Source organism: Paenibacillus sp. FSL L8-0502, assembly GCF_038593055.1.
GTDB lineage: Bacteria > Bacillota > Bacilli > Paenibacillales > Paenibacillaceae > Paenibacillus > Paenibacillus polymyxa_D.
The window spans coordinates 4747442-4759909 of sequence record NZ_CP151958.1; the positions used below are offsets into that span (position 1 = coordinate 4747442).

Sequence of the window (12468 nt, forward strand, 5' to 3'; positions counted from 1 at the left end):
TATATGCTTAGTCAGCCAAAATGTATTGATTTAATGTTGCTTTCAGATATTCCTGGCGACCGGATACGTTTTTACGTGGTGTTTCGTTCGCCAGAGCATATTCAGCCAGAGAAGCAAGCGTTGCTTTTCCGGATACGATGTCTGCTCCAATACCTTCTTTAAAGCTGCTGTAGCGCTTCTCAATAAAGTCCTCAAACACACGATCCTCGATCAGTTTGGCAGCTACCTTCAGCCCCTTCGCATACGTATCCATACCTGCGATGTGCGCGAGGAACAAGTCTTCTGGCTCAAACGATGCTCTGCGTACCTTGGCATCAAAGTTGATACCACCACGGCCCAAGCCTTCATTTTGCAGCACTTCATACATCGTCAGGGTCGCATCATACAGATCAACCGGGAATTCGTCCGTATCCCAGCCCAGCAGCAAATCTCCCTGATTTGCATCCAGTGATCCCAGCATGCCGTTAATCCGTGCTACACGCACTTCATGATCAAAAGTATGACCCGCCAAGGTGGCATGATTAGCTTCCAGATTAAGCTTGAAATGTTGATCCAGATCATATTTTTGCAGGAAAGCAATCGTCGTCGCAGCATCAAAATCATACTGATGCTTCGTTGGCTCCTTCGGTTTTGGCTCAATCAGGAACTGAGCGTCAAAGCCAATTTCACGCGCATAGTCTACGGCCATATGGAACATACGTCCCAAATTGTCCTGCTCCAGCTTCAAATCCGTGTTCAGCAGTGTTTCGTAGCCTTCACGGCCTCCCCAGAAAACATAGTTATCTGCGCCCAGACGTTTGCCCACTTCCAGTCCTTTTTTAATCTGAGCAGCTGCGTGTGCGTATACATCTGCATTGCAAGTCGAGGCAGCACCATGCAAATAACGTGGATGGCTAAACATGTTCGCCGTGTTCCACAGCAGTTTTTTCCCCGTAGCTTTCATATGGTCCTCAATCAGATCCACGATGGTATCCAGATTGCTGTAAAATTCCTTCAATGACGCGCCTTCCGGTGCAATATCCACATCGTGGAAAGCGAAATAAGGTAAATTCAGCTTATCCAGCAGTTCAAAGGCAGCTTCCACACGTGCCTTCGCCAAATCCAGCCCGGTAAACTTGGACCATGGACGTTCCGCTGTTTCTACACCAAAAGGATCGGAGCCGCCTGCAACCAGTGTATGCCAGTAGGCCATGCTAAAACGTAAATGCTCCTCCATCGTTTTTCCCGCTACAATTTCCTGTGGATTATAAAATTTGAACGCAAAAGGATTGTCGGATTGCTTGCCCTCAAAGTTAATTTTAGATACCTGTTCGAAATAAGCCATTATAAGTTCCTCCTTTATAGTAAACGTTTACAAAAACGATTCTAGCACAGCCAAAAGACTTTGTCTATTGCTTAAACTAAGTTTGTTTTTATGATATAATATCAGGAATTACACCAACAGGAAGTGAATGAACCATGAATGTCACTGGCGATCAGGCGCTTGTCAAAAAGCTGAATAAATCCATTGTGCTGGAGCGTATTCGCCTTCATGCTCCGCTATCCCGGGCACAGTTATCCAGTCAAACTGGATTAAACAAGGCAACCGTTTCCAATCTGGTGGCAGAGCTCATTACCGATGGATTGGTGTATGAGACAGGATTAGGAGAATCCAGCGGTGGGCGTAAGCCTTTAATGCTGCTGTTCAATAGCCGTGCAGGCTTTGTACTCGGTATTGAGGTCAGCGTACAGTACATCAAGGGCGCTCTGACCGATCTGGCAGGTACCATTGAAACGGAGCTTACCTTTTCTCTAACCCAGCATGATCCCGCCTTTGTTATGGAACAGATTCGAAAGCTCGTTCAGGAGCTTATGCAGGTCACTCCTCCCTCCCCTCATGGTATTGTCGGCATTGGACTGGGGGTACCGGGTATGGTGGATGAGACCGGAACCGTGCTGTTCGCACCCAATCTGGGCTGGGAAGGGGTTCCGCTGCGGCAGCAGCTTGAGGCTGAGCTAGGTCTGCCCGTCGTAGTAGATAACGAAGCCAACGTCGGCGCGCAGGGCGAGTTGTACTATGGTATGGACGGCGATCACCGACAGCTGGTGCGGGATCTGGTCTACATCAGTGCAGGGTCTGGAATCGGGGCCGGGATTATCATTGACGGCAAACCGTATCAAGGAGCTTGGGGGTACGCCGGAGAGACGGGTCATATGACCATTGATTGGAACGGACGGCTCTGCTCCTGTGGTAGTCGCGGCTGCTGGGAGCTGTATGCTTCAGAGAAGGCGTATGCATCATCCACATTGAAACTGCCTGCACATAATACAGCGGAATTACTGCCGTTTGCTCAGCAAGGTGAAGCGAGTACATTAAGCGTCCTTGAAGATATTGGACGATATTTGGGTGTGGGTATTACCAGCATTGTGAACAGCCTTAACCCCGGGATGCTTATCATTGGCGGTCCACTGGCGGAAGCCAGACCTTGGTTGGAGCAAAGTATGCGTGAAGTGATTGACGAACGTGCCTTGCCCTATCACCGTCGGCAACTACAGATTCGTTTCTCCACGCTTGGCAGCCGTTCGACGATGCTAGGCGCCGCCTATGCAGCAACCGCTCCTTTTCTCGGGCGTGTACGCGTGTCCTTATAAGTAAAAAGGCCCCCATTGCAGTATGTAGCTGCGATAGGAGCCTTTTCTTAACCATATAACGATCATAGGACCGTCGTCTGCTGTTAGGTTGGATTAAGCGTTCAACACTTTTTCAAACTTGGTTTTGTTCATACCGGAAATACGTTCTTCCCCGATCAAAGTCAATGGAACGGCACGAATGCCCATATCCCAAACCTCTTGAGCAAAAGCTTCATTGGTTTCAATGTTGCGTTCTTCGTACTCCACGCCTTTTTCACTCAAGTAGCTTTTTACTTGACGGCAATGCGGGCAGTTTGTAGATGTGTATACGATTGCTTTTTCCATGAATATCACCTCATCATTTATTTTGTTACATCATATTTATTCAAACTTGCGTGGATCATTACAGGGCCAGTGCGCTGTGCTCCAGGCTTTCGATGTATTTCTCGCTGTCCATAGCAGCCATGCAGCCACTACCTGCTGCGGTAATTGCTTGTCTGTAGCGTGTATCCTGTACGTCGCCACAAGCGAATACGCCAGGCACGTTTGTTTCGGAAGTACCCGGATTTACGACGATATAACCGTTCGCATCCGTTGTAATTTGTCCTTCGAGGAAGCCCGTATTCGGATGATGACCAATCGCCACGAATACGCCGCTAACTGTAATGATTTCCTCTTCACCTGTTGCATTATTCAGTACTTTCAAGCCAGTGACTCCGTTCTCGTCCGCAATCACTTCTACAGGAGTACGATTAAGCGCCCATTCAATTTTGTTGTTCGCACGAGCACGATCCTGCATAATTTTGGAGGCGCGCATTTCTTCACGACGATGCACCAACGTTACTTTAGAGGCAAAACGAGTCAGGAAATTGGCTTCTTCCAGTGCAGAGTCTCCGCCGCCGATGACAACAATTTCTTTGCCACGGAAAAAGAAGCCGTCGCATGTTGCGCAAGTGCTTACGCCACGTCCGATATTATCCTGTTCACCGGGAATACCCAGGTACTTGGCAGTCGCTCCTGTGGAAATAATCAGCGTATCGGTAACCAGTTCACCCAAACCCTCTACATCCAAAGTAAATGGACGAGCAGTTGTGTCTACTTTGTTTACCCAGCCTGTGCGGAATTCAGCGCCAAAACGCTCCGCTTGCTTACGCATATTATCCATCAAATCGGGTCCCATGATTCCTTCCGGAAAACCTGGGAAATTTTCAACTTCCGTAGTCGTAGTTAATTGTCCGCCTGGCTGTGGTCCTTCGATCACCAGTGGGCTCATGTTAGCGCGTGCCAGATAAATTGCAGCGGTCAAACCGGCAGGGCCGGTACCTATAATAATGGACTTGTACATATCTTGGTTCCTCCTAAAATATCATAAGTATTATATAACGAGTTTTCGGAACCGGGCGCTGGGCAACTGCATATACTCTAAAAGTAATTCCGCCAGAAGCTTATCCCAAAATGTGGACACCCGGATACTACAAAAACGAATCACTTGTTTTGTAGCTTTTTATGACTTAGACTGATTCTAAATCCTAATTTCATTATGCGGAAATAGCTGTAAACAGTCAAATGAAGTTTTCGTGAAGCGAAGCTTAAAGATAAATCAGGTATGGAGGGATTATCCCGATTATGAATGACGTTTTTGTAGGTAGCTTTATTTCTGCCCTGTCCACTGGACTCGGCGCCGTGCCCATACTGTTTATGCGTAATATCACGCATCGGCTTCGCGATGTTCTGTTGGCTTATGCCGCAGGAATTATGACCTCTGCCTCCGTGTATAACCTCATTCCCGAAGCGATCCAGCATTCCAATTGGTTCGTGCTGACTGCGGGAATTCTGCTCGGCTGCCTCGTATTACTGGTGATGGAGATGTACATTCCCCATGCGGATTTGGAGGACCCAGATTCCAAGACCTTTCAACTGGAATCCAAATCTTTTCTCATCATCGCAGCTATTACATTGCACAATTTACCGGAAGGACTCTCTGTTGGGGTCAGCTATGCGAGTGAGACTCACAATCTCGGCAATCTGATCGCCTTCTCTATCGGCCTGCAAAATGCCCCGGAAGGCTTTATCGTAGCGTTGTTCCTTGTGAATCAAAACATCGGCCGTTTCAAGGCCTTGGGCATTGCTACCCTCACCGGAGCTGTGGAAATCATTACGAGTCTGATCGGCTTTTATTTGAGTAGCTGGGTGAACGGACTGGTACCTTACGGCCTTGCTTTTGCCGCCGGAGCCATGATGTTTATCGTCTACAAGGAACTGATTCCCGAGAGTCACGGGGATGGCAACCAGCGGATCGCCACATTCTCTTTTATTCTCGGCTTAATTACGATGATTGGGCTAACCGAATGGCTATAGCCGAGCAACACAAAAAGGCCGCCTTCTGCCTGTAATCCAGACAGATAAGCAGCCTTTTTGGCGTGTTCACATGGAGATACCTCATTTTTTTTGGTTCATGGAGCGCAATGCTTCACGATACTGCTCGTCCTCACTTTTGTGAGTCTCCTTCTCTCCATTGGATATTGGGGAATGTCTTTCCTTTTCTTCGTCCTTTTTGGCAAAACCACGTAAAGCCGCACGATAATCCTGATCTCCGTAAGCATCTTTAATATTCTCGCGATCTTTTTCCACCTTCTTATCCGTCTGGATATCAGGCACCTTGTGTTGTTCCTCCGCATGATGCTCTTCGACATCGATATCCTTAGGAGGCGTCTCTTGCGCAGGATCTATCCATTCACGCGCCTCGGGTTCCACCTGTACAGGATAAGGACGTTTGCTTCTTTGCCGTGAGTCCTCTTCGGTAGAGCGAGTCTTGGAAGAGGACTTGCGCGTCATCTTCGTATTAAATACCAGCAAAAAAATAAAGGCAACCGCAGCTACTACGATAAAAGCAATGGTCATCGGTAGCCTCCTATTCTCTTTCAGCGCTACGGTACCGTCCCGCTATTTCAGCGACCCGTTTGCCCAAAGAGCGGCCTAGTGCAAGATCATCACCCGTTGGAAGATTAGGTGGTCCATTGGGTTCAGTCTCCACCGGACATGTTATCCCTACGCCGTAATAGGAGCCGTATAATGCATTTTCCGTAATATTGGCGGGCAGTCCTACAATAATCATGCCTTGATGAAGCATTGGAGTAATCAAATTCAGAAGTGTGGATTCCAATCCACCATGAATGGTAGCGGTTGTGCAAAACACAGCGCCGATTTTGTCCACCAGCTTGCCCTGCGCCCACAGATACCCCAGCTTATCAATCCAGCTTTTCAGACCGCTGCTGATCGTACCAAAATGCCCCGGACAACCCCATAGGATCGCATCCACACTCACTAGCTCATTCACATCGGCCTCATTTACATGCTTTAACAACACTTCCGTGTGCTCAAGGTGTGCTCCTTCTGCAATTGAGCGTGCGAGACGTTCGGTATGCCCATTTTCACTGTCATATACAATCATGATTCTGGTCGTCGTCATTATGCGCATCATCCTTTGTCAGCAAAATCATCCTTTTCGCATGCGCTCTTAACCTTGCCCAAAATCCATCTGAATATTATGAATCGTTTGACGCATACTTTGAAAATCCAAGAACTAGGGAGGCATGTTAACACATGAATTCACGCGCCATATTAGTCAACTTGCTAGTTATTATCATTATTCTGGCAGGAGGTGGAGCCGCCGCCTATTACTACAATCAATCCGCCAACTACATAAAAACCGATAATGCCCAAGTGAGTGGACAAGCGGTTACCGTTGCCTCTCCAGGCGCTGGCAAGCTCACAGGCTGGAATGCTGAAGTTGGTAAAACCTACACCGCTGGAAGCACACTGGGTAATGTAGAAGGAGGCGGAAGCCGAATTAGCGTTACGATTCCAACCGATGGTACCATCGTGCAGCAATCTGCGGTCAACAACTCAATTGTTGGGGCAGGCACGCCTTTAGCGAAGGCTTTTGATCTAAACAATTTATGGATTACCGCCAATATAGACGAAACGGCTGTACAGGATCTTCAAGTAGGACAAACCGTAGATGTATATATTGATGCTTACCCGGATACGTCCCTGAGCGGTAAACTCGAAAAGATCGGCCTGGCGACCGCATCGACTTTTTCACTACTGCCCACTTCCAACACCACTGCCAACTATACCAAGGTGACGCAGGTCGTGCCTGTCAATATTTCCATTCAAGGTTACAAGGGGCTGGGTATTATCCCGGGAATGAGTGCGACTATCAGAGTTCACAAGTAGGGGGCTGTCATGGATCAAAAAATGTCCGTCGGACGTATTCTGTCCGTGCTGCTGCTAGGCGCCTTCATTTCGATTTTGAATCAAACGCTGCTTAACGTGGCCATTCCACACTTAATGAATGATTTCAATGTGTCTGCCACAACAGTTCAATGGCTTTCCACCGGATATATGCTAACCAACGGGATTTTGATTCCTATCACTGCTTTTCTGATTGAGTCCTTCGGAACACGTGCGCTGTTCATCTCCGCGATGGGGTTATTTACTGCCGGGTCTGTCGTCTGTGCTGCCAGTACCGGCTTTGCGCCTATGCTGGTTGGACGTGTTATCCAGGCCAGCGGAGCAGGCATCATCATGCCTGTGGTGATGAACGTGTTCCTGACTGTGTTTCCTCCAGAAAAACGGGGCGCTGCCATGGGTACTATGGGAATCGCCATGATGTTTGCCCCGGCGATTGGACCAACTTTATCCGGCTATATTGTGGAGCATTACAGCTGGCGGCTGCTATTTTTACTTGTTATTCCGCTGGCGGTCATTGATATTCTGTTTGCCATACGCTGGCTCAAAAATGTATCCAAGCTAACGAAACCGAACTTTGACCTGCTGGGAACCGTCTTTTCCACCCTTGGGTTTGGCTTCCTGCTGTATGGCTTTAGTTCAGCTGGGGACAAAGGCTGGGGTAGCAATACAGTAATACTCACACTCGCTGCCGGGATTGTGTTTATTGTATTGTTTATCGTGCGCGAGCTGAACATGCTACAGCCGATGCTGGAGTTCCGTGTGTTTAAATATGATATTTTTACTGTATCAACCTTAGTCGGGGCTACCGTCAACATGACGATGTTTGGCGGTATGCTGCTGCTGCCAATCTATTTGCAAAATATACGCGGCTTTACACCGTTGCAATCCGGTCTGCTGCTGTTGCCGGGTGCACTGCTGATGGGTGTGATGTCACCCATATCAGGGGCAGTATTTGACCGTATAGGCGCAAGGCCGTTGGCGATCATTGGGCTGATCATTACGGCAGTCACGACATGGGAGTTCAGTCTGCTAACCGACGCCACCACCTACGGACATATTATGATCATCTATACGATTCGCAGCTTCGGAATGTCACTGCTGATGATGTCCGTCCAGACGGAAGGGCTAAACCAGTTGCCTCCCCATCTCGGTAGCCATGGTACAGCCATGTCCAATACAGTACGGCAAATTGCCGGGTCTATCGGTACCGCTTGGCTCATTACTGTAATGAGCAGCCGGACCACGATTCATGTAGCGGATTATGCGAATGTCGCTACCACCGCCAATGTTCCTTTAACCGAAGGGGTAGCACAGTTGGGACAAACCCTCGCGCAAACGGCGGGTATTTCAACAGAAAGTGGTTCATCGTTGGCGCTACAACAGGTGTACCGAAATGCTGTTACGGAATCGACGATCCATGGCATTAATGATGCCTTTATCATTGCTACAGGGATTGCGCTGGCAGGGCTATTGTTTTCCTTGTTCTTACGACGGTCTACGCCACGCCGAAGATAGACGTACAGCGTTGCGAGGCTGCAAAAGAAGGAGCATTCACCCCTTGAATTTTTAAGAGGATGAATGCTCCTTCTTGTGATTATTAGCCCTATGACCGTAATAAGCGCAGGCCATTCAAAATAACCAGTAATGTGCTACCTTCATGCCCAATAACCCCAAATGGCAGGGCTATATCTTGCACAAAGTTGCTGATCACAAGCAGCAAAATGACACTTACCGCAAAGATCATATTTTGTTTAACCACCCGCTGCGCCTTGCGGGCCAGTGCTACCGTCGGAGCAATCTCCTCGATTCCATCGTTCATCAGCACAACGTCTGCGACCTCCAGTGCGGCTCCGCTGCCATGCATCCCCATGCCTAGTCCTACGGTTGCCGCTGTCAACGCAGGAGCGTCGTTCACACCGTCGCCGACCATGACGACATGCCCGTACTGCTCCCGCAGCATGCGAATATGGCTGACTTTGTCCTCCGGCATTAAGCCAGCATACACGGCGTCAACTCCGGCCTGCGCCGCGATCACAGCGGCCGTTTCTGGACGGTCCCCGGTTAGCATGACAACCCGGATACCCTGCGCTTGCAGTCGTTTCACGGACTCTTGGGCCTGCGGACGCAGCTCGTCGCGTAGTGCCAGCATTCCGGCAATCCGATCATTCGCGAGGATGATGGATACGGTTTTGCCCTCAGCTTCCAGCCGGGCCCGACTCTCCATCCACTTTGGCTCTGCCAGAGAACCAGGTTCATCCAGTACATTTGTACGCCCAATTTTCCACTTCACCCCACCTATGATGCCTTCCATTCCCCATCCGGTGAGTGCCTGCACTTCTTCGGTTGGAAGAAGATCTCTCTGTCCCAAATCAGCTTCGGCTTTGGCTACAATCGCTCGCGCCAGTGGATGCAAAGAATAGCTTTCAATTGTGGCGACCATATGCAATAACTCATCGGCATCGTATTCTGCGGCGGTAATCCAATCCGTGACGACAGGTGACCCCATCGTTAACGTGCCTGTTTTGTCAAAAGCAACAACAGAAGTCAATGCCATATTCTCCACATGTGCACCACCTTTGAACAGGATGCCCCGTCGGGCACGGTTGGAAATGGCCGATAGCATTACTGGCATAATGGATGATACGAGCGCACAGGGGGAGGCCACGACGAGGAACACCATAGCCTTGTAAAACGCTGCTGCCCACGTCCAGCCTAATGCTATGGGTGCACCGGCAATGACGATCAGCGTGACAGCAACAACAATTCGAGCGTACACCGATTCGAACGTTTTAATAAAACGCTGGGAATCAGGAACTTCGGTCTGAGCCTCTTCCACCATACGAATGATTTTCGAAAATAAAGTGTTCTCTGAGGACTGACTAACCTCCACATATAGCACCCCTTCTCCATTAATGGTGCCCGCATATACCTCGTCACCTTCCACCTTATTTACCGGAATAGATTCACCGGTAATCGATGCCTGATTCACTGCCGAAACGCCCTTAGAGATTCGGCCGTCCGCCGGAATCAGTTCGCCCGGCTTCACCAGCAGCAGGTCGCCTGGCAACAGCTGCTCAATGCCGACCGTTTCGGTCCCCTCGCGAGACAAGCGCAAAGCCGTTTCCGGCTTCAACGCCATAAGCTCAGAAATATCCTTACTACTACGCTCGGTGGTATAGCTCTCCAGCGCACCGCTGAGTGCAAAAATAAAGATCAGCATGGCTCCTTCATTCCAATAGCCAATGGCCGCAGCTCCTAGGGAGGCAGCAATCATGAGCAGGTTAACATCCAGATCATGTTCTCGGATCAGTGTTTCGACTCCTTCCCTGGCTTTGGACCAGCCCCCAAGGGCATAGGACACCACATACAGAATGACCGATAGCCATTGCCACCAATGTGAGACTCCCCATGCCATCAACATCAGCAATCCACTACCTAGAGCAGCTTGCATCTCCTTGTTTTTCAGCATACTTTTAAGCTGAAATTGCGGCTTACGATTCGGACCGGGTCGTCCGCTGCCACTGTTTTTTGAAAGGGTTCGGTTAGAGGGAGACAATGTATCTTGTAATCGTTGAACAGCTTGCATCATGTCACGTTCCTTTCCATATTTTGTTCCTTGTACTAGCATCTCATTGAGAATGATATCCATTGTTAAGTGCCCTAAAATAGCACATGCTGCTTCGGGAAGCCCGAAGCAGCATGTTTAGCAAATGAGAATGATAATCATTTTTGCGTCTATACAATTATTTTGGTTTAGAGAAACTTTTGTTTTATTATATACCTTTTCTTTTCCACTTGTAAACCAGCAATGGTCTAAATAAAAAAAGATACCCGCGCAAACACCGCAGGTATCCTCCATATTTAGAGCATCCGATTCAGGATTTACAAAAATCGATTCCAGTCGCTCCAAAGTGTAATATATAGACGAACTAGGCCATTTCGATCTATATTTTGTTCTTTGAAAATCGCTTATTGGATTTTTGCAAAATCCTCTATTACATGAATTCAGGTTATCTTCAGGCTAAAGGAAACTTCCACGCATGGTTGTGTGCAGCCCCAGAAGTGCGCTGACGATCTGCGGGCTGTTGCAGTCCCAAACGCGCAGCTGCAAGGCGTGCGGCGGGAACTGCTGTGTCCGGGCAAATGACCCCCGTCAGCTCATTCTCCCAGATCGAAATCCCATCCAGAGACTGGTTAATTTCATCTATTGCTACCCATAAAGGAAGCTCGGGCTTTACACGTCGAACAGCTTCCATTATGCATTTTATCGTATCACTAGTATTCTCATGACCATCGACACCGGGTGGAATCAACTGATCCTCAGTCCTAATATCATCGGATGGAGTTGGTATGACTTCTAAAATGACCGTATCGGCAAAACGTGTCAGATCTGCAGCTTGAGCCACCTGCTTGATATGTCGTGCACCCACTTTGGATATGTTATTGGGGTTGGCTGACTCCTCCGACCGTGCGGCTTCCTTGTTCCATGTTGGGCTTATGTTAGGCACCAAAGACGGGGCAACTGTCAAAAGCACGCCTACCCGATATGGAATGCACCGAAGACGTCCGCATAAGGTCTGCTCCGCAACGCCGTCAATCCAGTCTCGGGTTGCCCGGAATTCGTCCACGTCAGCCGGATTGCGTACCATAATCTCCAGCTTGGGTTCTCCCCCCTGCCGCACGCTCCGCAACGCCGCACGCAGTAATGCCTCCAGCTGCATATCTTGCAAGCTGCCAATACCCACTGCATTGTTCTGCTCCATTAGGGCAACAGTGAGTGGCGATCCGTTCAGAGACTCGAATAAGCCTTCATACTCTGTTTCCAGCAAGCTGATAATCCGGCGGGACAAATGCTCACACAATCCAGGCAGGCCAGATGCCTGGTTAAAGGTTTTGTACGTGTCAGATGCACGAGAGCCGGGAATAAGGATGGGGTCGGGCTCCCCGTCAGGGGCATGAATCGTCTGTCCAGACTCAGCTACGTCCAGATAGGCATAGCATAATTCCCCAACGCGGCCAGAGGCCTGTGACAAGGGGCCATGCAGAAGACTATAACCGTCGAAACTGCCTATTTCTGATGCTGTCTCTGTACTTATACGACTCATACTTGTAGGAGCATCGGCATAAATCCGTATGAAGGTACGTCTGTATTCATCGCTCCATTTTAGGAGTGTACCCATTGCTTGCCCAATATCGTTGCCGCTATTCAGCATCGTTTCCCCAAGTAATTCGGGATTCGCAGCCATCAAAGCCTCCGCTCGGCTGATTACGCCCTGCTCAGCTAAACCAACCAGCCAGCCCAACGGATCTTCCCCCTGCGTAGCAGATACTTCATGGCTGCCTGCCCTTAGCGTCTCCATAGCCAACCTCTGTGCAGCAGTCTCCATAACCGACTCTGGATCTTTGAGATCCCGGCTGTTTTTGCCGCCCAACAGCTCTGCGAATACATGCATCAGTTTAGCCTCCATGCTATTAATCCATCCTTTCTTCCGTCAGCAAGTTGGCACACACGAATTTGAGTACCCCTCCAAATAAGGAAAACGCTTACTCATAATGGAGCAACCGAATCTTACATGGGCCTTACTTGTAAAGCCCCTACCT

At 49.1% G+C, this 12468-nt stretch carries 11 protein-coding genes; 4 read left to right on the forward strand and 7 right to left on the reverse strand.

Going from position 1 to position 12468, the window contains the following annotated elements; translation table 11 throughout:
• Positions 1-7 precede the first annotated feature (7 nt).
• A complete protein-coding gene (gene xylA / locus NSQ57_RS20885; RefSeq protein WP_039273722.1) occupies positions 8-1324 on the reverse strand; it encodes a xylose isomerase in 1317 nt (438 codons plus the stop codon).
• 134 nt (positions 1325-1458) lie between these two features.
• On the opposite strand from xylA, the gene NSQ57_RS20890 reads away from it, so the two are divergent.
• A complete protein-coding gene (locus NSQ57_RS20890; protein ID WP_165149440.1) occupies positions 1459-2631 on the forward strand; it encodes an ROK family transcriptional regulator in 1173 nt (390 codons plus the stop codon).
• Positions 2632-2724: 93 nt separating this feature from the next.
• Here the strand turns inward: NSQ57_RS20890 and NSQ57_RS20895 are convergent, their stop codons facing one another.
• Positions 2725-2955 carry a glutaredoxin family protein gene (locus NSQ57_RS20895; RefSeq protein ID WP_007432162.1) on the reverse strand — a complete coding sequence of 77 codons (231 nt, stop codon included), beginning with the start codon at positions 2953-2955 and terminating at the stop codon, positions 2725-2727.
• A 58-nt stretch (positions 2956-3013) separates the two neighbouring features.
• On the reverse strand, positions 3014-3955 hold the full coding sequence (gene trxB / locus NSQ57_RS20900) for a thioredoxin-disulfide reductase (RefSeq protein ID WP_023990316.1): 942 nt from the start codon (positions 3953-3955) through the stop codon (positions 3014-3016).
• Positions 3956-4236: 281 nt separating this feature from the next.
• Between trxB and NSQ57_RS20905 the strand changes: the two genes are divergently transcribed.
• On the forward strand, positions 4237-4968 hold the full coding sequence (locus tag NSQ57_RS20905; protein WP_013311970.1) for a ZIP family metal transporter: 732 nt from the start codon (positions 4237-4239) through the stop codon (positions 4966-4968).
• 81 nt (positions 4969-5049) lie between these two features.
• Here NSQ57_RS20905 and NSQ57_RS20910 read toward each other — a convergent pair whose 3' ends face one another.
• Both NSQ57_RS20910 and NSQ57_RS20915 read right to left on the reverse strand, forming a co-directional pair.
• Positions 5050-5511 carry a hypothetical protein gene (locus NSQ57_RS20910; RefSeq protein WP_209949905.1) on the reverse strand — a complete coding sequence of 154 codons (462 nt, stop codon included), beginning with the start codon at positions 5509-5511 and terminating at the stop codon, positions 5050-5052.
• A gap of 10 nt (positions 5512-5521) precedes the next feature.
• Entirely contained in the window at positions 5522-6079 is a 558-nt protein-coding gene (locus NSQ57_RS20915) for an NAD(P)H-dependent oxidoreductase (RefSeq protein WP_069012168.1), read from the reverse strand.
• 134 nt (positions 6080-6213) lie between these two features.
• Here NSQ57_RS20915 and NSQ57_RS20920 point away from each other — a divergent pair, with 134 nt between their 5' ends.
• Positions 6214-6849, forward strand: coding sequence for an HlyD family efflux transporter periplasmic adaptor subunit (locus NSQ57_RS20920; protein ID WP_025724158.1), 636 nt, complete (start codon positions 6214-6216; stop codon positions 6847-6849).
• 9 nt (positions 6850-6858) lie between these two features.
• Positions 6859-8382, forward strand: coding sequence for a DHA2 family efflux MFS transporter permease subunit (locus tag NSQ57_RS20925; protein WP_029519221.1), 1524 nt, complete (start codon positions 6859-6861; stop codon positions 8380-8382).
• A gap of 88 nt (positions 8383-8470) precedes the next feature.
• Here the strand turns inward: NSQ57_RS20925 and NSQ57_RS20930 are convergent, their stop codons facing one another.
• Together NSQ57_RS20930 and NSQ57_RS20935 are read right to left on the reverse strand one after the other, a co-directional pair.
• Positions 8471-10453, reverse strand: coding sequence for a heavy metal translocating P-type ATPase (locus NSQ57_RS20930; protein WP_049817084.1), 1983 nt, complete (start codon positions 10451-10453; stop codon positions 8471-8473).
• 430 nt (positions 10454-10883) lie between these two features.
• Positions 10884-12335, reverse strand: coding sequence for a PEP-utilizing protein (locus tag NSQ57_RS20935; RefSeq protein WP_029519225.1), 1452 nt, complete (start codon positions 12333-12335; stop codon positions 10884-10886).
• Positions 12336-12468 lie beyond the last annotated feature (133 nt).